Source organism: Streptomyces durmitorensis (genome assembly GCF_023498005.1).
Taxonomy (GTDB): domain Bacteria; phylum Actinomycetota; class Actinomycetes; order Streptomycetales; family Streptomycetaceae; genus Streptomyces; species Streptomyces durmitorensis.
In genome coordinates this window covers 2061065-2080825 of the sequence record NZ_CP097289.1, presented here as the reverse complement: position 1 = coordinate 2080825, position 19761 = coordinate 2061065, and the positions used below count along the sequence as shown (strand labels likewise).

The following is a 19761-nucleotide window of genomic DNA, read 5'->3' as shown; positions in this document are numbered from 1 at the left end:
CTGCCGCGAAGCGCATCAAGCTCACCAAGAAGACACACGCCTGTGTCCGCCTGGAGCGGGACGGACGGAGTCTCGTCATCGACCCCGGCACCTTCAGCGAACAGGACGCGGCCCTCGGCGCCGACGCGATCCTCGTGACGCACGAGCACCCGGACCACTTCGACGAGGACCGGCTGCGCGTCGGCCTGGAGGCCAACCCGGCCGCCGAGATCTGGACCCTGCGCTCCGTCGCACAGAAGATCTCGGCCGCCTTCCCCGGGCGGGTGCACACCGTCGGGCACGGCGACACCTTCACGGCCGCCGGGTTCGACGTGCAGGTGCACGGCGAGCTGCACGCCGTGATCCACCCGGACATCCCGCGGATCACCAACGTCGGCTATCTCGTGGACGGTTCGGTCTTCCACCCGGGTGACGCCCTGACCGTGCCCGAGCAGCCGGTGGACACGCTGATGCTGCCGGTCATGGCTCCCTGGAACAAGATCTCCGAGGTCATCGACTACGTCCGCGAGATCAAGCCGCAGCGCGCCTACGACATCCACGACGCGCTGCTCACGGATCTGGCCCGGCCGATCTACGACTCGCAGATCGGGTCCCTGGGCGGAGCCGAGCACCTGCGGCTCACGCCGGGGGAGTCCGCCGAGCTGTGACCGGCGGCAGGACCGACGGCCACCGGCCGACCTGAGACTGTCAGTGGCGCCCGGTAGGTTGTGAGGCATGCGCATTGCCACCTGGAACGTGAACTCGATCACCGCTCGGCTGCCGAGGCTGCTCGCCTGGCTGGAGAGCAGCGGTACGGATGTGCTGTGCATCCAGGAGACCAAGACCACCGCCGAGCAGTTCCCCGCCGACGAGCTGCGCGAGCTCGGGTACGAGTCGGCGGTGAACGCGACGGGCCGGTGGAACGGCGTGGCGCTGGTCTCCCGGGTCGGCCTGGACGACGTGACGGTCGGCCTGCCCGGCGGGCCTGACTACGAAGGGGTGCAGGAGCCGCGCGCGATCTCCGCGACCTGCGGCCCGGCGCGCGTCTGGTCGGTCTATGTGCCGAACGGCCGCGAGGTGGACCACGCGCACTACGCGTACAAGCTCCAGTGGTTCGAGGCCCTGAAGGCCTCCGTCGCCGCCGATGCGGCGGGCGCGCGGCCGTTCGCGGTCCTCGGGGACTTCAACGTGGCGCCGACCGACGCGGACGTGTGGGACCCCGCCCTGTTCGAGGGCGCCACGCACGTGACCCCCGCCGAGCGAGCGGCGCTCGCCGCGCTGCGGGAAGCGGGGCTCTCGGACGTGGTGCCGCGCCCCCTGAAGTACGACCACCCGTTCACGTACTGGGACTATCGCCAGCTCGGCTTCCCCAAGAACAGGGGCATGCGCATCGACCTGGTGTACGGGAACGAGGCGTTCTCGAAGGCCGTGACGGATTCGTACGTCGACCGCGAGGAGCGCAAGGGCAAGGGCGCGTCCGACCACGCGCCGGTCGTGGTGGACCTGGACGTCTAGGCAGGAGCAGGGGCCGGATCTTCCGGCCCCTGCGCGCGCCCGGCCCCTGCGCCGCCCGGCGGCTGCGGCTAGTCCGGGACCAGCACCCCCAGATCCACCGACTCCGCGATCGCCGCGAGCCCGGCGTCCCCCGGATGCAGATGGTCCCCGCTGTCGTACGCGGCCAGCATCCGCGCCGGATTCGCCGGATCCCGCAGCACCGCGTCGAAGTCCAGGACGGCGTCGAAGTCGCCGCCGCCCCGCAGGTAGTCGTTGACCTCTCTCCGCTCGGTGTCCGCCGCCGCCGTGCACAGCGACTCCCCCTGGCAGGGCGCGATCGTCGCCGCCACCACGCGCAGGCCGCGCGCGTGCGCCCGCTCGGAGATCTCCCGCATACCGGCGGTCACTTGATCCGCCGACGCGCCCCAGCGGACGTCGTTGATGCCTTCGAAGACGACCACCGTGCGGGCCGACGTCTGGGCGAACACATCACGGTCGAGGCGGTGCAGCGCGCTCACGCCGCCGGTGTCCGTGGAGACACCGTCGCCGGGGTAGCGGTCCGCGACCACGCGGTTCGCCGAGATCCCCTGGTTCAGGACCCCGAAACGCGGGACCTCGTCCTGCTGGAGGAGCCGCGTCGCCAGGACGTTGGGCCAGCGGTGGTTCGCGTCCTGCGTCGACTTCACGCCGTCCGTGATGGAGTCGCCCAGCAGCACCACGGACCCGGGACCACCACCCACGTCGACCCCCGTGAGCAGCGGCCACGTAGAGATCATCGACGTGTACGCCGCCGGGGAGCCGTCGGCCGCGTGGTCGCCGGGGCCGCTCACGTACGAGCGCTGGATGGCCTGGCTGTGGACGGGCGCGGTCGTCACCGTCTGAGGGAGGTGGAAGCTCACCAGGAGATTGGTGTCCTCGGGCACATCGAAGTCGAGCGGATCGCTGAACGCCTGTGCCCCCGCGGGGATTTGGGTGCCCGCCTCGCCCCGGAACGAAAGCCGCCGCGGCTCGCCCCGCGCCCCCGCGCCGGACTCCTGCACCGCCACCGTCGCGCTCCCGATCCGAACGGGCGCGGAGGCAAAGGTGTTGTCGAGCCGGATCCGCACCCGTGGCCCGCCCGTGCTCGTGTGGACGACCAGCCGCACGGTCCGGTCGGCCCACGGGCCCACCGCCGTGTACCCGGCCGTCGACGCCGACCAGCTGCCGGTCCACCCCTTCGCGGGCTGCCGCACGGAGAGCGAGAAGACGTGCAGGTCGGGGGCGCCGGGGTCCTTCGGCAGGGTCACCGAGGCGATCTCGCGCCCGCGCGCCACCGGCACGGTCACGACGTACAGCCGTGTCTTCTGGGCGAGTTGGCCGCCCGGAGTGTTCAGATGCGGCAGCGCGACCGCCTTCGTGGCGAGCGGGCCCGAGCGCCAGTCCGGCGCCGTCAGGCGGTACGTCCCCTTCGACCCGTCCCGGTAGCGCACCGTCCCCGTGCCGCTCGCCTCGCCGCCCGTGCCCGCGACCAGGAACGCGAGCGCGTCCCCGCGCCCGCGCACCCGCACGGACTGCCCGTCCGCGCGGACGTTGTCCGCCTCGCCCGCGTCGGTCCGCGGCAGGGTGAGCCGCGCCCCGTCCACGGCGATCGAGCGGCCCGGGGTCCAGCCCGCCGCCGTCAGGTCCTGGGCCGAGAACGAGCCGCCCGAGCCGTCGAAGTCCGCGTCGCCGGGCCGCGCGTCGTCACTGATGGCCCTGTTGTCGAAGAGCCGCTCCAGGGGGAGCGGCTCGGGTCTGTGCGGGGCGGCCTGCGCCGCCACGGGGGCGAGGCCGGTGGTGAGTACCGCGAGTACGGCGGCCGATCCCCAGATACGTGAGATACGCGAGGTACGCGAGCTGCGTGGGTTGCGTAGGCGCACACCAGACCCCTCCCCTTGGCTGAAGCTGACGTGACGACAGGTGCGCCATGAAGCTAAGGAGGTCAGGGAGACGCGTCAATGAGGTGCGCGTGAACACGACCCGAACTCGCCGGGATGCCGGATCAAGGGAGTGGCGCGGTGCCCGCCGCCGCGAGCCGCGCGCTACTCGTCGCCCCGTACCGGCAGTTCGCCGACGCGTCGGGGCCACTCGCATGATTCCGTGATCAACTGACGCAAGTTACATTCGTTGGACCGGGGAGCAGAGGCACCCTCACGGAGAGGCCGATCATGAACATCTCCTTCTTCGGCAAGTGGCGCAAGCAGCACGCCGCCGACCGAAGCCCAGGACTCGCCTCGGCGTTCGACGAGGACCCGGCCGGTGTGGCCGAACTCCTCTCCGAATGCGAGCTGCTGCGCTCCCAGGCGGCCACCGCGGGCCTCGAACTCGACGACTCCCCGGCCTCGTTGACCGCGCTCGACCAGCTCCTGCCGCGCTGGCGCGACGACCCCGAGCTGCTTCCATGGCTCGGCAACGACGCGGGCCTGTACCTCGGTTCGGTCATCGTCCGTACGGTGCCCGGCGCCACCTGGCACGTCTGGCCCGGCGGCGGCCCCGCCGTACGACTCGCATCGGGGCGTGAGATCCAGGTGGTCGAGGCGGGGCTCGACTGGGCGGTGCAGGGTGCTCCCGAGCTGTCCCAGGTCTACGCGGAGGCGTCGGAGGCGTAGCCGCGGGATGCGTCCGTGATGACGTAACTGCAAATACGGTTAATGCCCATAAGTGCGTGTCGTCCAGTAAGTCCCGTTTTCGCGTGGATAGTTTGCGACGACCGACACCGCTGAGAGTGGGCAGGGCAGGGCATGGCCGTCGATCCGCTGATCGAGCTGCGTGATGTGAACAAGTACTACGGGGAGCTGCATGTCCTTCAGGACATCAACCTCACCGTCGGCAAGGGGGAGGTGGTCGTGGTCATCGGCCCGTCAGGGTCGGGGAAATCAACGCTCTGCAGGACGATCAACCGTCTTGAGACGATCCAGTCGGGAGCCATCGCACTGGACGGGCAGCCACTTCCGGAGGAGGGCAAGGCACTCGCCACACTCCGTGCGGACGTGGGCATGGTGTTCCAGTCCTTCAACCTCTTCGCACACAAGACAGTGCTGCAGAACGTCGCCCTCGCGCCGGTCAAGGTGCGGGGCCGCAAGAAGGACGAGGCCACGCGGCGCTCCCGCGAGCTCCTGGAACGGGTGGGCCTCGCGACACAGGCCGACAAGTACCCGGCACAGCTCTCGGGCGGCCAGCAGCAGCGCGTGGCCATCGCACGCGCGCTCGCCATGGAGCCCAAGGTGATGCTCTTCGACGAGCCGACGTCGGCCCTCGACCCCGAGATGATCAATGAGGTGCTCGAGGTCATGCAGGGCCTCGCCCGCGACGGCATGACCATGGTCGTCGTCACCCACGAGATGGGCTTCGCCCGTTCGGCCGCCAACCGTGTCGTCTTCATGGACGCAGGACGCATCGTCGAGGACCGGGCCCCCGAGGACTTCTTCAGCAACCCGGAGAGCGACCGCGCCAAGGACTTCCTCTCCAAGATCCTCAAGCACTGACGGGGGCCAGCCATGATGCGTACGACACGTCTGCTCGCGGCGCTCGTCATCGCCGCCTGCGCCGCCAGTGCCTGCGGCAAGGAGGGCAGCCCCCCGGTGAAGGGGCCGCAGCCCGACGAACTGCCCAAGTACCAGGTGGCGAAGGGATTCACGCTGCCGGGCTCCGGCACCTGGAAGAAGGCGAAGCGGCGCGGCCACCTCGTCGTCGGGGCCAAGGAGGACCAGCCGTTCCTCGGCGAGAAGAACCCCGCCACCGGGCAGTACTCCGGCTTCGACATCGAGATCGCCAAGATGATCTCGGCCTCGCTCGGCTTCGAACCGAAGTCGATCCGGTTCAAGACGATCGCGTCGGCGAACCGCGAGACCGCCCTGCAGAACGGGCAGATCGACTACTACGTCGGCACCTACACCATCAACGACCTCCGCAAGAAGCTCGTCGGCTTCGGCGGCCCCTACTACATGGCGGGACAGGGCCTCCTCGTGCGCTCCGACGAGGACGACATCAAGGGGCCGCAGGACCTGAACGGCAAGAAGGTCTGCTCGGCGGCCGGTTCGACCCCCTACCAGCGCATCCAGAAGGACTACCCGAAGGCGACGCTCGTCGCGTACGACACGTACTCGGTCTGCGTCGACAACCTGCTGACCTATCAGGTCGACGCCGTCACCACCGACGACGCCATCCTGATCGGCTACGCGGCCAAGGTGCCCGACGAGCTCAAGGTGGTCGGCAAGCCGTTCTCCGAGGAGCCCTACGGCATCGGTGTCCCCAAGGGCGACAACACCCTGCGGTTCGCCGTCGACGACGCGCTCGCCGCCCGGGAGAAGAACGGCGACTGGAAGAAGGCCTACGACGCCACCCTCGGCCTCTCCGGGGTCCCGGCGCCCAAGCCGCCCGCCATCGACCGCTACCCGGCGAGCTGAGGAGGCGTCGTGGACGTACTGACAGACAACTTCTCCACCTTCGGCAAGGGGTTCCTCGGCACCGTCGAACTCACCGTCTACGCCTCCATCCTCGCCCTCGTGCTCGGCTTCATCATGGCGTCGTTCCGGGTGGCACCCGTCGGCTCCTTCCGGGCGTTCGGCACCGCCTGGGTGACGGTCCTGCGCAACACCCCGCTCACGCTGCTCTTCTTCGCGGTGCTGCTCGGGCTCCCGCGCTTCGGACTCGTGCTCCCCTTCAAGGTGTTCGCCGTCCTCGCGCTCGGCTGCTACACCTCCGCCTTCATCTGCGAGGCACTGCGCTCGGGCATCAACACCGTCCCCAAGGGCCAGGGCGAGGCCGCCCGCAGCCTGGGGATGACCTTCGGGCAGACGCTGTCCATGGTCGTGCTCCCGCAGGCCTTCCGGTCCGTCATCCCGCCGGTCGGCTCCACCCTCATCGCCCTCGCCAAGAACTCGGCCATCGCCGGCGCGTTCAGCGTCACCGAACTGCTCGGCACGTACAAGACGCTCAGTGAGCTCGGCTACAACATCATCTGGACGTTCGTCTGGATCGCCGTCGGCTACCTGATCATCACCCTCGCCATCAGCGCCGTCTTCAATGTCCTCGAGAAGCGCTGGGGAGTCGCCCGATGAAAGCCCTCTCCCACGAATCAACCGCCCTCTACGACGTACCTGGCCCCAAGACCGAGCGCAGACACAAGCTCTACGGGCTGCTCTCCACCCTGGTCCTGCTCGCGCTGGTCGGCTGGATCATCTATCTGCTCTTCGACACCGACCAGTTCACCGCGACGAAGTGGACGCCCTTCGAGTACAAGGGCATCCAGGAACTCCTCCTGAAGGGCCTGGGGAACACGCTCAAGGCCTTCGCCATCTCCGCGGTCCTCGCGCTCGCCCTCGGCGGCCTGCTCGCCATGGGGCGGCTCTCCGACCACCGTCCCGTGCGCTGGATCGCCACGCTCCTGGTGGAGTTCTTCCGCGCGATGCCGGTCCTGGTGATGATCTTCTTCGTCTTCGTGGCGCTGAAGGTCCAGCCGCTGCCGGCCCTGGTCGCCGGGCTCACGCTCTACAACGGCTCGGTGCTCGCCGAGGTCTTCCGCTCGGGCGTGAACTCCGTGGAGCGCGGGCAGCGGGAGGCGGCGTACGCGCTCGGGATGCGCAAGACACAGGTGATGACGCACGTCCTCGTTCCGCAGGCCGTGCGCGCCATGCTGCCCGCCATCATCAGCCAGTTGGTGGTCGCGCTCAAGGACACCTCGCTCGGCTATCTGATCACCTATGAGGAGTTCCTCCACGCCGGGAAGCTGATCGCGTCGAACCTCGACTACGATCTACCTTTCATCCCCGTGGTTCTGGTGATCTCGCCGATCTACATCGGGATGTGCATGCTGCTCTCGTGGTTCGCCCAGTGGGTGTCCAGACGACAGCGGCGCAATCCCAAGACCGAGGCCGCGGACGTGGCCCCGGCCGAACCAGGGACGCTGCTGCCGGGTGTGCAGTAGCTACAGGGGCCAGGGCCCGACCCGGCAGCAGCCGGTGATCACTTCTCGCGCAGCGGGACCGACACGTACGACGGGTCGGACGCCGGCGAGGAGAAGGTCAGCTGCGCGCCGGACGGGTTGTGCTCGATGTAGAGCGGGTCGACCGTGTCGACCACCAGGGCGAGCCTGTGGCCTGCCGGAACGTCGTAGGCCGTGGAGAACAACTCCAGGTCCACGCCGAACGGCCGGCCGGGGGTCTTGCCGTGGAAGGTGTACGGCGCGTTGCTGACCAGCTTGCCGAGGCCGAGCGGGCCCACGTCGTAGAGGTACGCGACGAGGGTGCCGCTCTCCTTGGTGCTGGTGAGCGTGGTGTGCAGCTTCGCCGTCCCGCGCACGCGCTGGTCCGTGGCGTACTTCTCGGACTGCCAGACGCCCGCGTAGCGCCGCGGGAGCAGCGGCATCGAGGCCACCGGCGGGATCTTGAGGAACTGGTCCAGGGCATTCGAGAGCAGCACGGTGCCGCCGTTGGCGCCCGAGTCGACGTTCGCGCGGATCGTGGTGGACCCGGCCAGGTCGATCTTCTTCTTCGTCGCGCCGACGGACTTCCAGTCGGGGTAGCCCTCGTAGCCGCCTGTGGAGCGGGACTTGAGCTGGACGGGCTGCTCGGTGTCGACGCCGTTCTTCTCGCCCTTGAGGTAGCGGTCGAACCAGCGCTGGGTGGAGGTCCAGGTGTCGTTGGGCAGCCCGAGCAGGCCGGTCAACTCGGATGTCGCATGGTCGCCGGGCCGGAATTCCAGCCGCTTGGGGCCCGTCAACTGCTCGTAGAACTCGGCGTATTGGTTGGGCGGGAAGATCGTGTCGCCCCAGGCGTTGCCCATCATGACGGCCGCGCCGTTCTTGTTGATCTGGTCGATGTAGGTCGCGGGGGAGCGCTTGGCGCCCCACGCGATCATCTCGTCCTCCTTGTCCAGGTTGGACCCGAGGAAGTCCTTGAGGGTCTGCTGGAGTTCGGGGCTCGGGCGGCCCGTGAGGACACCGGCGCCGCCGAGGAGTCCGGCGGCCTGCTGGTGTTGGGTGCGGCCGCTGTAGATTGAGTCGATCAGATCGCCCCAGCCGCTGAGCGCGGCGACGGCCTTGATCCGCTTGTCGTGCCCTGCGGCGAGCAGGCTGATCCCCGCGCCGTACGAGACGCCGCCCATGCCGATCCTGTCGGGGTCGGCCGCGGTGTTCTCCAGGGTCCAGTCGATGACCTTGGAGGCGTCCGCGATGTCCTCGGGGCCGCCGGTCTCGATCTCGCCGCCGGACTGCCAGAAGCCGCGCGAGTTGTAACTGACCACCACGTAGCCGGAGTTCGCGAGCTTCTGGGCCTGCGCGACGTACTCGATCTGCGGCATGGCCCAGCTGGTGGGCAGCACGATCGCCGGGTATTTGGCGCCCGCCTTCGCGCCCTTGGGGGTGAAGACGTTGGCCTTGAGGATCGTGCCGCCGTCGCCTGGGATGTCGACGAAGCGCACGTCCGAGGAGCTCGCCGCCCGTGGAGCGGCCGCCGGAGCGGCTTGGGCGGCCGGGGCGATGCCGAAGGCGGCGCCGGCGACGAGAGTCGCCGACACGGCGCCCACGGTGGTCGTACGCAGAGCCTTGCGCGGTTGTCCCACGGGTCACTCCTTACTCGTGCAAGCAAAGTGACCCGACGGTAACCTCGTGTTCTTACCGGGGGTAACCCGTCGGTAAGTTACGCCCCGGTAACGATTGTTGAGCGCTTGATCAGCTCAGTGCGCTCTTCGTCTGCCAGTCGGTCCAGGAGATGTTCCACTCGCCGTAGCCGTTGCCCGGGTCGGGGACGCCCTTCGAGCCGCTGCCGGAGACCTCGAAGGGGTCGCCGACCTGGACCTGGCCGTAGAGCCAGGACGCGTCGCCGTCGCTCATGCCGATGCAGCCCGAGCTGTGGTTGGTGTTGCCGAAGTACGAGGCGTTCCAGGGAGCCGCGTGCGCGTACATGCCCGACCAGGTCAGACGCATCGAGTTGTCGACCATCTTGTCGTAGGCGTCGCCCAGGCCGACCGTCTCGGAGCGCATGTTGATCGTGCCCTCCTTGGCCATCAGGACGGACGTGCCGCCCCAGGACGCCTTGTCGCCGCCAGGAGTGCCCGCCGACATCGGGACGGTCTTGACGCTCTGCCCGTCACGCACGAGCGTCGCCTGCTTGCTGTCGAGGTCGACCTTGACCTTCTGGCTCTTGCCGACCGTGAAGCCGGTGACGTAGTCGCGGACGAACCAGCCGCCGCCCGTGCCTGAGTCGACGCCGCCCAGCTGGGCGGCGAGCTTCACCTTCGTGCCGGACTTCCAGTAGTCCTTGGGCCGCCAGTCGATGCGGTCCTTGCCGTCGTAGTTCTTGATCCAGCCCCAGGATCCGGTGGTGTCGTTCGAGGTCGTCACCTTCAGGTGCTTCTCGATGTCGGCCTTGTTCTTCACCGGGTGGTCGAAGACGACCGACAGGGGCTGCGCGATGCCGACCGTGGTGTCCTTGCCGGGCGTCAGGCTCAGCTTGTTCACCTGCTCCGGGGCGGCCGTCCTGAAGGAGGTCCGCGCGCTGCCGCCCTCGTCCGTCGTCGCCTGGACCTTGTACGAGGTGCCGGGCACCGCCTTGCGGTCCGAGGTCCAGGTCTTGCCGTTCGCGGCGACCTTGCCGGTGAGCTTCGTGCCCTTGGAGTCGGCGACCGTGACCTGCTTCAGCTTGCCGTCGGCCAGCTTCACCTCGACCGGGGAGCCCGCCTTGGCCTGCTTGCCCTGCAGATTGACTGATATGTCCGGCTTGTTCGCGGCCGTGTCGGCGGACGCCGGGGTGCTGCCCGAACAGGCGGTCAGCGCGGCGGCCAGTGCCGCAAGGCCGGCGGCCGTGACCGCGGCCCCGGTGTGGCGGGTGCGTAGGGGGCGTCGGCGACTCGGCGAGCTCAGGGGCCTCAAGGGAACGTACCTCCGTGCGAATGTGGAACTGCACGGTGAGATGGCCAAAGGTCCCGTTGGGTTGTCTCTTGCCCCGAATTGCCGAATACGTCACAGAGGCGGGGTATCGGCCGGGTGCGGGTGCGGGTGCGGGTGCGGGTGCGGGTTCGTGGTCGGCGCTCGGTGGCCCGCCGCCTACTTGGCGCGATGGGACGTGCGCGCCGGTGCGATGGCGGGAGCCGGGGCCTGGGCGGCACGGGTGACGTCACCGACGAGTTCGACGACGTCGGGACCGTACGCCTGGGAGTTGACGACCTTCAGGAGCAGCACGAAGGTGTTCGCGCCGTGCTTGCGGGCGAGGCGCTCGTGGTGCCGGGCGAGATAGCGGGTCGCCGCCTGGTTGGTGATCGCGCGCTGGCCGCAGAAGAGGAAGACGGGTCTCGCCTCCTGGCCCTGCCCCGCGGTGAGCCGCGCGAGGATCACGTACTCCGTGATGCCGCCCTCCATGCGGTACCGCTCGCTGCCGATCTGGAAGGCCCCGCGGTCGGGACCCGGCTCCGGCTCGGTGTTGATGCGGACCCCGGGCAGCAGGGAGTGCATGTGCGCGGCCATGCGGCGGTTGGCCGTGGGGGAGCCGACGCAGAACTCGGTGCGTTCGCCGAAGCTCTGCTGGACGGCGTCGTGCGCGACGAGCTGGGCGTGCGCCCCGCAGTCCTTGATCAGCGCGGCGAGTTCGAGCAGCGCGAACACGTCGTGGCGTACGACGGTGAGCTCGGGGCCGCCCGCCTCGCGGTTCACCACGAGCAGCGACTCGGAGTTGTCGGGCAGCCCGAAGAAGGCCTGCTTGCGGCGGAGCCCCCGCCGCCAGAGGTAGGTACGGGCGAGCCAGCCCAGCACGGCACCGAGGCCGGCCGCGATCAGGCCGAGGACGATATTGCGCACGTCTTCAGTCATGGGGGCGCATGCTAGCGGGCTCTAGGACCCGTGTTCGAGGGGGTCCTGACGTGGCGGGTGTACCGAAGTTACGCTGCGCAGACGGTTGTTGACTGGAGGTACGAATGCGTCGTGCTGTCGTACGGAATCTGACGCTATTGGCGGTCGGAGGGGTGTTGGTGTCGGTCGGAGCGGCCGTGCCCCCTTCGTCTCCGCGCTCAGCTGAACCGGCCTCGCGGTCCCCGGAGAAGGCGCCGGTGGCCGTCGGCTACGGCGGCGCGGTCTCCAGCGTCGACGCGGACGCGTCGGCCGCCGGGATCGAGGTCCTGAAGAAGGGCGGCAACGCGGTGGACGCGGCGGTCGCCACCGCGGCGGCCCTCGGCGTGACCGAGCCCTACTCGGCGGGCGTCGGGGGCGGCGGCTACTTCGTCCACTACGACGCCAAGAGCCGCAAGGTGAGCACGATCGACGGCCGTGAGACGGCCCCGCGGACCGCCGACTCCGGCCTCTTCCTGGAGAACGGCAAGCCGATCCCGTTCGCGGACGCCGTCACCAGTGGCCTTGGCGTGGGCACGCCCGGCACGCCCGCGACCTGGGAGTCCGCGCTCGACCGGTGGGGGAGCAAGCGGCTCGGCACGCTCCTGAAGCCCGCCGAGCGGCTCGCGCGCGACGGGTTCACGGTGGACGGCACCTTCCGCTCGCAGACCGAGTCGAACCAGAAGCGGTTCGCCGACTTCCCGGACTCGGCCGAGCTGTTCCTGCCCGGCGGCGCGCTGCCCGTAGTCGGCTCGACCTTCAAGAACCCCGATCTCGCGCGGACCTACGAGGAGCTGGGGCGCAAGGGCGTCGGGGCGCTCTACCGCGGTGACATCGGCAAGGACGTCGTACGCACCGTGAACAAACCGCCCGTGGACCCGGCGTCCGGGCGGGTGGCCCGGCCCGGCGATCTGTCCGCGAAGGACCTCAAGGCCTACGCGGTGAAACGGCAGGCACCGACGAAGACCTCCTACCGTGGGCTCGACGTCTACTCGATGGCCCCCTCGTCGTCCGGCGGCACCACCGTCGGTGAGGCGCTCAACATCCTTGAGCGGACCGACCTTTCGAAGGCGTCGAAGAAGAAGTACCTGCACCGCTACATCGAGGCGAGCCGCGTCGCCTTCGCCGACCGCGGGCGCTGGGTGGGGGACCCCGCCTTCGAGGACGTACCGACGAAGGAGCTGCTCTCGCAGCAGTTCGCCGACTCGCGGGAGTGCCTGATCCGCGACGACGCGGTCCTCAAGAGCCCGCTCGCGCCGGGGAACCCACGGAACCCGGCCGCCTGCACGTCCGGCGACAAGGCCGCCCCGACCACGTACGAAGGGGAGAACACGACGCACCTCACGGCCGCCGACAAGTGGGGCAACGTCGTCGCCTACACCCTGACCATCGAGTCGACGGGCGGCAGCGGGATCACCGTGCCCGGACGCGGATTCCTGCTCAACAACGAACTGACCGACTTCTCCTTCGCACCGGCCGACCCGGCCGTGCACGACCCGAACCTGCCGGGTCCGGGGAAGCGGCCCCGGTCCTCGATCGCGCCGACGATCGTCCTGGAGAAGGGCAAGCCGGTGGTCGCCCTCGGCTCGCCGGGCGGCGCCACGATCATCACGACCGTCCTGCAGACCCTCACGGGATTCGTCGACCGGGGTCTTCCGCTCGTCGACGCGATCGCAGCGCCGCGCGCGAGCCAACGCAACGCCGCGCAGACCGAGTTGGAGCCGGGCCTGTGGGAGAGCCCGGTGCGGGCCGACCTGGAGGCGATCGGGCACTCGTTCAAGCAGAACCCGGAGATCGGTGCGGCGACGGGGGTGCAGCGGCTGCCGGGCGGCAAGTGGCTGGCCGCGGCGGAGAAGGTGCGGCGCGGTGGCGGGTCGGCGATGGTGGTGCGGCCCGGCTGAGGAACAGGCCGGGCGGGCCCGCGGGGGCCCGCCCGGTGGGCTCAGCGGGCCGCGTCGCAGTTCTGCTCCAGCTCGTTGGCCGTGCTGTGCCGAGTCGTGTGATGTGTCCGTCGTGAGCTCGGCCCTGCCAATTACTATACCGGTATGAGAATGGTTTTCCGCGCGCGGTGGGACTAGGATGGGCGCATGGTACGGACTCCCCTGACCCCAGAAGAGCGCGAGCGCGGTGAGCGTCTTGGCCGCCTGCTGCGGTCGGCGCGTGGCGAGCGGAGCATGGTGGAGGTCGCCGCGTGCGCCGGACTCTCCGCGGAGACGCTCCGCAAGATCGAGACGGGGCGGGCCCCGACGCCCGCCTTCTTCACCGTGTCGGCCCTTGCGCTGGCGCTCGGCCTCTCGCTGGACGAGGTGGCTCAGGCGTGCGCGCTGGTGCCGCTCGCCCCTGTGTGAGGGCCGGTGCGGGCCGCCGGGATCATGGGGTCATGGACCCGGGGTCCACTCGGCGGCGTGCTCGGCGGCGAAGTCCGCGAAGTCGCGGGCCTGCCTGCCGGTGATCCGCTCGACGGCGGGGTCCACGCGGTCCTCGGACCCGTGCGCGATGGAGTCGTCCATGGCGGCGAGTACGCGGGCGAACGCCTCGGGCATTCCGGTGGCGACGAGCCGCTCGCGGAAGCCCGCCACGGGGACGGAGCGATGGCTGATCCCGCGCCCCGTGACCTTGGAGACCGCCTCCGCGACGTCCGCGTAGCTGAGTGCCTGTGGCCCGGTGATCAGATGCGCCGCGTTGTGCGGCCGCTCGTCCGTCAGGGCCCGTACGGCGACGGCGGCGATGTCGCCCGCGTCGACGAATGCCACCCGGCCCTGCCCGGTGGCCGTCACGATCTCGTCCGCGGCGCGGATGCTCCCGACGTGGAGATGCCCCGGGCTGACGAAGTTCTGCATGAACCAGGAGGGACGCAATACCGCCCACTCCGGGGCCAGTTGGCGCAGCGCCCGGTGTACCTCCCCGGCCCCGGGGCCGCCCTCCTCGATGGCGGAGGAGCTCAGGAGCACGAAGCGGCGCACCCCCGCGGCCAGGGCCTGTTCCAGGAACGGCACCATCAGCCGGGCGGGCTCCGCGTCCCCGATGGGCGGCACCAGATAGACGCCGTCCGTGCCGCTGAGGGCGGGACCGTGGGTGGTGGGATCGGCCCAGTCGAAGCGGACCCGGCGGGTGCCCGGCGCCGGGGCGCGGCTCGCGACGCGTACGGACATGCCCTGGTCGTCCAGTGCCTTCGCCACACGGCTGCCGGTGGTGCCGGTGCCGCCGGTGATGAGGAATCGCATGGTCATCGGGCCTCTCCGGAGTGCGTGGCGCCGACGGGGATCGGGCCGTCGAAGGCGTCGGCGGCCAGCGCGCCGTTCCAGTAGTCGCGGAACCGCGTGATCCGCCCCTCGTGGACGGTGACGACCTGGATGTACGGCATGTCGAAGGGGCGCCCCGTGGCGACCGCCCGGCCGATGCCGCGCAGCTCCGCGACGATCGTCCCGGGGTCCTCGGTGCGGTGGACGGATAGGTCCTCGAAGCTCCGCAGGTCGATGTGGTCGGGGTAGTCGGCGATGTAGGCGCGCACGGCGTCGCGGCCGACGAGCCGGTGCGGGGCCCCGGGGAGTGCGAACGGGAACTCGAAGACTCCGTCGGGTGCCCAGAGGGCGACCCAGCCGTCGATGTCCTTGGCGAGGAGGAGGTCGAGGGAGCGGGAGAAGACTTCGGTGGGTGAAGCGTGCGTTGCGGGGTGTGGCGTCATGGGGGCGACGTTAACCTGACCCCGGGTCCGTTTACAAGTACCGGACCCTGGGTCGACTTATGCTGGTGGTCGTACCGCCGTTCCGTTCGCCCGCCACCGAGTCGCCCGTCACCGAGTAGCCCGCCACCAAGGAGGAATCATCACCGCCCGCAAGGAGAGAGCCGACTCCGTCCGCAACAGGGCCGCGCTGCTGGCAGCCGCCGCCCGGCTGTTCAAGGAAGCGGCCGACCCCGACACCGTCAAGATGGCCGACATCGCCCAGGCCGCCGGGGCCGGCAAAGGCACGGTCTTCCGGCACTTCTCCGACCGCATCGGCCTGGTCAGGGCGCTGGTCGTCGAGGAGACGCAGCAGCTGCGCGAGCAAGTCGTCGACGGGCCGCCGCCGTTGGGGCCCGGCGCGCCGGTCGCCGAACGGGTGCCCGCGCTCATGGCCGCGCTCCTCGACCTCAAGCTGAACCAGCGCGCGCTGATGCTGGCCCTGGACCGGGCGGGGACCGGCAGCCCTTACCTCAACCCCGCCTACGACCTGTGGCACTCCGAAGTCGCCGGGATGCTGACCGGCGTACACGGACGCGAGGACGCCGACTACCTCGCGCACGCCCTGCTCGCCGCCGTCCGCAGCGACCTCGTCGAGCATCTGACCAGCCAGGGCGCGAGCCCCGGCCAGCTGCACGCGGGGCTGCGCAGGCTGTGCGCCTCCGTGCTCGCTCACGGTGCGGACGACGGCGTGTGAGGAGCTGTGGGGCGGCCGGAAAACCACGTGTAGTCGTCCCGTAACACGACTGGTGTTATCTTCCGGACCGGAACACTCCAGGCTCCATGGGGCGGTGCTGGCTCGGATGGCAGTAGGACAACTCCCGGATCAGGTGCGGGAGTTCGCGAGGTACCTCAGAGATCTCCTGGCGCGGCTCGATCCGGGCGCCGGGTGGTGCGGCGTGTTCTGGTCCCGTGACCCCGAGGGGATGCGGGCCTGCCTGGATGGCTCGGAAGTGCCCCCCTGGGACGTGATGGAGGCCCTGCTGCACGATCTGGCCACCCGGTACGGGGCGCAGGCCGCCGAGCGGGAGACGGAGCGGGCGCGGGCGCTGCACGGTGCCTCGCTCGCCGCGTACGACGCGCGGCCCGGTGGCCGCGGGCTGCTCGGCGAGCGCCTCGACATGATGCTCACCGAGCAGCGGTTCGCCGTGGAGCGGCAGGCGGACCTGGGCCGGGCGCTCGCGGCCGCGGCCACGGCGCACGAGGTGGAGCGGCTCAACCGCGATCTGGCCTGGGTCCGCGACGACCACGAGCGGGCGACCGCGCGGTGCGCGGAGCTCCGGGAGCGCATCGAGCTGCTCGACCGGGCGGACCGCCCTCAGTGGGTCGACTTCGGGACTCCGGTGTCGGACGACTTCGCGGCCGAGGACTTCGACGCCTTTGACGGGCAGGCGCCGACGGCTCTCGGGGCTCGGAGGGTGGGCGGCTTCGGCGGTGCCGGTGATGGCCTCGACACCGGATCCTCCGAACTCGGCGGCCGGACACGGGAGTTCGGCGAGTCCCCGGGGGGTCGGGGCGCCCCGGCTCCGGATTCCCGCACCGTCTCCGTCGACGTCGATCCGGCTGACTCCGGCTCCGGCTCGGGCCCCGAGGCCTCGCCCCCCGACGCCCCCGACGTTCCCGTCGTCCCGAAGCAGGGCCGCAAGTCGCGCGACACCTCCCGCCGCCCGCGCCGCCCCCGAGGCGCCCGCTTCGCGGGGTTCACGGGCCTCGACGAGGGCGCGGACGCGGCCGATCCCGTCGGCGCACCGGAGGCGGCCGGGCAGCCGCCCGCCGTGGGCACCCCGCGCGGCGCGCGGTTCGCGCACGCCTCCGAGGGCGGCGGCGAAGAAGCCGAGGGCCGCGACACCGAGGGGCCGGACCGCGACGCCGAGCGGGTCACCGCCGAGGCGGTCGCCGCCCTCGTCCGGCTCCGGGGCGAGGGCCGCAGCGGCGAGGCGCACGGCGTCCTGGTCGAGGCGGCGGGCTGGCCCGCGGCGCGCATCCCCGTGCTCGCCGGTGAGCTGCACCGCGCGGGCCTCGGCGCCGACTGGTCGACGCTGCTCTGGGAGGCCGCATCGCTGCCGCCCGACCGGCTCGTGGCGCTTGCCGACGCCCTCGCGGGGTCAGGCCGCGCCGACGACTGCCGCAAGCTCCTTCGGCAGGGCGTCTCGCGGCCCGCCCCGGAGATCGCCGAGGCGGTGCTCGCGCTGATCGACGCGGGCCGCGAGCGCGAGGCGCGCGCCCTGCTCGACGCCTATCTCCGTGTCCGTACGCCCGAGGACGCGGCCGGCTGCGCGCACACCGATCCCTACCGGCTCATCCCGCTGCTCCTCCAGGCGGCCCAAGGGGTGTCGGACGAGCGCCACTGGGATCTCGTGCACGCGCTGCGCGTCGCCGGATTCAGCGCCTGAGGCGCCTGACGCGCCCGTTTCGGCTGCGCGTTCTCGTCCGCTTCTCGCCCGGTTGGGTGCGAAACATGATCGACTCCGCCGGTTAACGGCGATGGTCTTGCCCAGCCCGGCGACGAGGCTTACGTTTTCCTGTCTACGCACCAAGTCTACGGGCGTAGAAGCTCTCTGACGTCCCGTCGAAGGAGCAGCTCATGGCCAACGTCGTACGCGCCGCACTGGTTCAGGCAACCTGGACCGGCGACACCGAATCCATGATTGCCAAGCACGAGGAGCACGCCCGCGAGGCGGCCCGCCAGGGTGCGAAGATCATCGGCTTCCAGGAAGTGTTCAACGCCCCCTATTTCTGCCAGGTGCAGGAGGCCGAGCACTACCGCTGGGCCGAACCCGTGCCGGACGGACCCACCGTCACGCGGATGCGGGAACTCGCCCGCGAGACCGGCATGGTCGTCGTCGTCCCGGTCTTCGAGGTCGAGCAGTCCGGGTTCTACTTCAACACCGCCGCCGTGATCGACTCCGACGGTTCGTATCTCGGGAAGTACCGCAAGCACCACATCCCCCAGGTCAAGGGCTTCTGGGAGAAGTACTACTTCAAGCCGGGGAACGCGGGCTGGCCCGTCTTCGACACGGCCGTCGGCAAGGTCGGCGTCTACATCTGCTACGACCGCCACTTCCCCGAGGGCTGGCGGCAGCTCGGCCTGAACGGCGCCCAGATCGTCTACAACCCCTCAGCCACCTCGCGCGGCCTCTCCGCCTACCTCTGGCAGCTGGAACAGCCCGCTGCGGCCGTCGCCAACGAGTACTTCATCGCGGCCATCAACCGCGTGGGTGTCGAGGAGTACGGCGACAACGACTTCTACGGAACGTCGTACTTCGTCGACCCGCGCGGCCAGTTCGTCGGTGAGACCGCGAGCGACAAGGCCGAGGAACTCGTCGTCAGGGACCTGGACTTGGGGCTGATCGAGGAAGTACGCCAGCAGTGGGCGTTCTACCGGGACCGCCGACCCGACGCGTACGAAGGACTGGTACAGCCGTGAGTGATCTGCACACCCGCCACAAAGCCGTCCTGCCCGAGTGGCTCGCGCTCTACTACGCAGACCCGCTGGAGATCACCCACGGCGAGGGCCGCCACGTCTGGGACGCGGACGGCAAGCAGTACCTCGACTTCTTCGGCGGCATCCTCACCACCATGACCGCCCACGCACTGCCCGAGGTCACCAAGGCGGTCAGCGAGCAGGCCGGGCGGATCATCCACTCGTCCACGCTCTACCTCAACCGGCCGATGATCGACCTCGCCGAGCGGGTCGCGGGCCTCTCCGGCATCCCGGACGCCCGCGTCTTCTTCACCACGTCGGGCACCGAGGCCAACGACACCGCCCTGCTCCTCGCCACCGCGCACCGCCGCTCGAACCAGATCCTGGCCATGCGCAACAGCTACCACGGCCGCTCGTTCACGGCCGTCGGCATCACCGGCAACAACGCCTGGTCGCCGACCAGCCTCTCACCGCTCCAGACGCTGTACGTCCACGGGGGCGTCCGCAGCCGAGGACCGTACGCCGCGCTGAGCGACGCCGAGTTCATCGAGGCCTGCGTGGCCGATCTGAAGGACATGCTCGGTCAGGCGCGCGGGGGAGTGGCCGCGCTGATCGCCGAGCCCATCCAGGGAGTCGGCGGCTTCACCTCGCCTCCGGACGGTCTCTACGCCGCCTTCCGCGAAGTCCTGTGGGAGCACGGCGTCCTGTGGATCTCGGACGAGGTGCAGACCGGCTGGGGCCGGACCGGCGACCACTTCTGGGGCTGGCAGGCGCACGGCGCGAGCGGCCCGCCGGACATCCTCACCTTCGCCAAGGGCATCGGCAACGGCATGTCCATCGGCGGCGTCGTCGCGAGCGCCGAGGTCATGAACTCCCTCGACTCCAACTCCATCTCGACCTTCGGCGGCTCACCGGTCACCATGGCGGCCGGCCTCGCCAACCTCACGTACCTCCTGGAACACGACCTCCAGGGCAACGCGCGGCGCGTCGGCGGTCTGCTCATCGAGCGGGTGCGCGCCATCTGCGCCCAGCTGCCCGTCGTACGCGAAGTGCGCGGCAGGGGCCTGATGATCGGCATCGAACTGGTCGACCCCGGTACGGGCGAGGCCAATCCGCGGGCGGCCGCCGCCGTGCTCGAAGCGGCCCGCGAAGGCGGACTCCTGATCGGCAAGGGCGGCGGCCACGACACCAGCGTCCTGCGCATCGCCCCGCCGCTCTCGCTGACCGTCGCCGAGGCGGAAGAAGGGGCGGCGATCCTCGAACAGGCCCTGCGGAGCGTCTAGTTCACGTGCCTGCCGGTATGAACGT

General features: G+C 70.3%; 19 protein-coding genes. 13 read left to right on the top strand and 6 right to left on the bottom strand.

The window, feature by feature from the left end:
* The first annotated feature begins 14 nt into the window (after positions 1-14).
* Positions 15-647, top strand: a complete 633-nt coding sequence (locus M4V62_RS09495; protein ID WP_249592758.1) for an MBL fold metallo-hydrolase — start codon at positions 15-17, stop codon at positions 645-647.
* Positions 648-714: 67 nt separating this feature from the next.
* The gene (locus tag M4V62_RS09490) at positions 715-1494 is read left to right on the top strand and encodes an exodeoxyribonuclease III (RefSeq protein ID WP_249586801.1); all 780 of its coding nucleotides are present in this window, start codon (positions 715-717) and stop codon (positions 1492-1494) included.
* Positions 1495-1562: 68 nt separating this feature from the next.
* Here the strand turns inward: M4V62_RS09490 and M4V62_RS09485 are convergent, their stop codons facing one another.
* The gene (locus M4V62_RS09485) at positions 1563-3371 is read right to left on the bottom strand and encodes an SGNH/GDSL hydrolase family protein (RefSeq protein WP_249586800.1); all 1809 of its coding nucleotides are present in this window, start codon (positions 3369-3371) and stop codon (positions 1563-1565) included.
* Between the two features lie 288 nt (positions 3372-3659).
* Here M4V62_RS09485 and M4V62_RS09480 point away from each other — a divergent pair, with 288 nt between their 5' ends.
* The 5 genes from M4V62_RS09480 to M4V62_RS09460 all read left to right on the top strand — a co-directional run bounded on the left by M4V62_RS09480 (position 3660) and on the right by M4V62_RS09460 (position 7417).
* Positions 3660-4100, top strand: coding sequence for a DUF6278 family protein (locus tag M4V62_RS09480; protein WP_249586799.1), 441 nt, complete (start codon positions 3660-3662; stop codon positions 4098-4100).
* A 132-nt stretch (positions 4101-4232) separates the two neighbouring features.
* A complete protein-coding gene (locus M4V62_RS09475) occupies positions 4233-4976 on the top strand; it encodes an amino acid ABC transporter ATP-binding protein (RefSeq protein WP_249586798.1) in 744 nt (247 codons plus the stop codon).
* 15 nt (positions 4977-4991) lie between these two features.
* Positions 4992-5897 carry a glutamate ABC transporter substrate-binding protein gene (locus M4V62_RS09470; RefSeq protein WP_249592757.1) on the top strand — a complete coding sequence of 302 codons (906 nt, stop codon included), beginning with the start codon at positions 4992-4994 and terminating at the stop codon, positions 5895-5897.
* 9 nt (positions 5898-5906) lie between these two features.
* Positions 5907-6551 carry an amino acid ABC transporter permease gene (locus M4V62_RS09465; RefSeq protein WP_249586797.1) on the top strand — a complete coding sequence of 215 codons (645 nt, stop codon included), beginning with the start codon at positions 5907-5909 and terminating at the stop codon, positions 6549-6551.
* Positions 6548-7417, top strand: a complete 870-nt coding sequence (locus tag M4V62_RS09460; RefSeq protein ID WP_249586796.1) for an amino acid ABC transporter permease — start codon at positions 6548-6550, stop codon at positions 7415-7417. The genes M4V62_RS09465 and M4V62_RS09460 overlap by 4 nt, the downstream gene beginning before the upstream one ends.
* 38 nt (positions 7418-7455) lie before the next feature.
* Here M4V62_RS09460 and M4V62_RS09455 read toward each other — a convergent pair whose 3' ends face one another.
* The 3 genes from M4V62_RS09455 to M4V62_RS09445 form a co-directional block, all read right to left on the bottom strand.
* On the bottom strand, positions 7456-9051 hold the full coding sequence (locus tag M4V62_RS09455; protein ID WP_249586795.1) for an alpha/beta fold hydrolase: 1596 nt from the start codon (positions 9049-9051) through the stop codon (positions 7456-7458).
* Positions 9052-9160: 109 nt separating this feature from the next.
* A complete protein-coding gene (locus M4V62_RS09450; RefSeq protein WP_425575021.1) occupies positions 9161-10360 on the bottom strand; it encodes a L,D-transpeptidase in 1200 nt (399 codons plus the stop codon).
* A 174-nt stretch (positions 10361-10534) separates the two neighbouring features.
* Entirely contained in the window at positions 10535-11293 is a 759-nt protein-coding gene (locus tag M4V62_RS09445; RefSeq protein ID WP_249586794.1) for a hypothetical protein, read from the bottom strand.
* A 104-nt stretch (positions 11294-11397) separates the two neighbouring features.
* Between M4V62_RS09445 and ggt the strand changes: the two genes are divergently transcribed.
* Complete coding sequence (ggt, locus tag M4V62_RS09440; RefSeq protein WP_249586793.1) at positions 11398-13209, top strand: gamma-glutamyltransferase; 1812 nt, start codon at positions 11398-11400, stop codon at positions 13207-13209.
* Positions 13210-13395: 186 nt separating this feature from the next.
* On the top strand, positions 13396-13656 hold the full coding sequence (locus tag M4V62_RS09435; protein ID WP_249586792.1) for a helix-turn-helix domain-containing protein: 261 nt from the start codon (positions 13396-13398) through the stop codon (positions 13654-13656).
* 30 nt (positions 13657-13686) lie between these two features.
* Here the strand turns inward: M4V62_RS09435 and M4V62_RS09430 are convergent, their stop codons facing one another.
* Positions 13687-14538 (bottom strand): NmrA family NAD(P)-binding protein, encoded by an 852-nt coding sequence (locus tag M4V62_RS09430; RefSeq protein WP_249586791.1) that lies wholly within the window; start codon positions 14536-14538, stop codon positions 13687-13689.
* Complete coding sequence (locus tag M4V62_RS09425) at positions 14535-14993, bottom strand: nuclear transport factor 2 family protein (protein WP_249586790.1); 459 nt, start codon at positions 14991-14993, stop codon at positions 14535-14537. Before M4V62_RS09425 ends, M4V62_RS09430 begins: the two co-directional genes overlap by 4 nt.
* A 136-nt stretch (positions 14994-15129) precedes the next feature.
* Here M4V62_RS09425 and M4V62_RS09420 point away from each other — a divergent pair, with 136 nt between their 5' ends.
* From M4V62_RS09420 to M4V62_RS09405, 4 genes are all read left to right on the top strand, one after another.
* Positions 15130-15726, top strand: a complete 597-nt coding sequence (locus M4V62_RS09420) for a TetR/AcrR family transcriptional regulator (RefSeq protein ID WP_347277109.1) — start codon at positions 15130-15132, stop codon at positions 15724-15726.
* A gap of 106 nt (positions 15727-15832) precedes the next feature.
* A complete protein-coding gene (locus tag M4V62_RS09415) occupies positions 15833-17422 on the top strand; it encodes a hypothetical protein (RefSeq protein WP_249586788.1) in 1590 nt (529 codons plus the stop codon).
* Between the two features lie 191 nt (positions 17423-17613).
* A complete protein-coding gene (locus tag M4V62_RS09410; protein WP_249586787.1) occupies positions 17614-18456 on the top strand; it encodes a nitrilase-related carbon-nitrogen hydrolase in 843 nt (280 codons plus the stop codon).
* Complete coding sequence (locus M4V62_RS09405; RefSeq protein ID WP_249586786.1) at positions 18453-19736, top strand: aspartate aminotransferase family protein; 1284 nt, start codon at positions 18453-18455, stop codon at positions 19734-19736. The genes M4V62_RS09410 and M4V62_RS09405 overlap by 4 nt, the downstream gene beginning before the upstream one ends.
* Positions 19737-19761: the final 25 nt, after the last annotated feature.

What these genes read in the sequence shown, in the direction of transcription:
- M4V62_RS09430 (WP_249586791.1), bottom strand. Translation starts at nt 14,538, where the DNA reads ATGACCATGCGATTCCTCATCACCGGCGGCACCGGCACCACCGGCAGC.
- M4V62_RS09475 (WP_249586798.1), top strand. Translation starts at nt 4,233, where the DNA reads ATGGCCGTCGATCCGCTGATCGAGCTGCGTGATGTGAACAAGTACTAC.
- M4V62_RS09410 (WP_249586787.1), top strand. Translation starts at nt 17,614, where the DNA reads ATGGCCAACGTCGTACGCGCCGCACTGGTTCAGGCAACCTGGACCGGC.
- M4V62_RS09445 (WP_249586794.1), bottom strand. Translation starts at nt 11,293, where the DNA reads ATGACTGAAGACGTGCGCAATATCGTCCTCGGCCTGATCGCGGCCGGC.
- M4V62_RS09470 (WP_249592757.1), top strand. Translation starts at nt 4,992, where the DNA reads ATGCGTACGACACGTCTGCTCGCGGCGCTCGTCATCGCCGCCTGCGCC.
- ggt (WP_249586793.1), top strand. Translation starts at nt 11,398, where the DNA reads ATGCGTCGTGCTGTCGTACGGAATCTGACGCTATTGGCGGTCGGAGGG.
- M4V62_RS09460 (WP_249586796.1), top strand. Translation starts at nt 6,548, where the DNA reads ATGAAAGCCCTCTCCCACGAATCAACCGCCCTCTACGACGTACCTGGC.
- M4V62_RS09425 (WP_249586790.1), bottom strand. Translation starts at nt 14,993, where the DNA reads ATGACGCCACACCCCGCAACGCACGCTTCACCCACCGAAGTCTTCTCC.
- M4V62_RS09435 (WP_249586792.1), top strand. Translation starts at nt 13,396, where the DNA reads ATGGTACGGACTCCCCTGACCCCAGAAGAGCGCGAGCGCGGTGAGCGT.
- M4V62_RS09490 (WP_249586801.1), top strand. Translation starts at nt 715, where the DNA reads ATGCGCATTGCCACCTGGAACGTGAACTCGATCACCGCTCGGCTGCCG.
- M4V62_RS09480 (WP_249586799.1), top strand. Translation starts at nt 3,660, where the DNA reads ATGAACATCTCCTTCTTCGGCAAGTGGCGCAAGCAGCACGCCGCCGAC.
- M4V62_RS09415 (WP_249586788.1), top strand. Translation starts at nt 15,833, where the DNA reads ATGGCAGTAGGACAACTCCCGGATCAGGTGCGGGAGTTCGCGAGGTAC.